The organism is Bradyrhizobium sp. LeoA1Lang, from assembly GCF_055413685.1.
This window is the reverse complement of record NZ_JBVAPG010000560.1, coordinates 1-332: the sequence shown is the minus strand read 5'-3', so window position 1 is coordinate 332 and position 332 is coordinate 1. Positions and strand designations below refer to the sequence as shown.

Sequence of the window (332 nt, the reverse complement as noted above, 5' to 3'; positions counted from 1 at the left end):
CGCAAGCTGACAGGCAAGGAAGAGGCCTTGCTGGTGGCGACGGCATGCGCCAAGCCGCCCACCGGACGCAAACGCTGGACGCTGACGCTGCTGGCCGACGCGATGGTCAAGCTCACCGATCACGACAGCCTGTCGGGCGAGACCGTGCGCCGCCGGCTGGCCGACAACGACCTCAAGCCGTGGCGCAGGGACATGTGGTGCATTCCCCGTGTCGACGGCGAATATGTCGCCCGCATGGAGGACGTGCTCGATCTCTATGCTGAAGCGCCGGATCCCGAGCGGCCCCTGGTCTGCTTCGACGAGACCCCCGTCCAGCTGATCGGCGAGGTGCG

1 protein-coding gene is annotated in these 332 nt (G+C 67.5%); it reads left to right on the top strand.

Annotated elements, in window-relative coordinates; genetic code table 11:
- Positions 1 to 332: transposase (locus tag ACZYOF_RS44505; RefSeq protein WP_463719686.1), on the top strand; the 332-nt coding region annotated here is incomplete at both ends.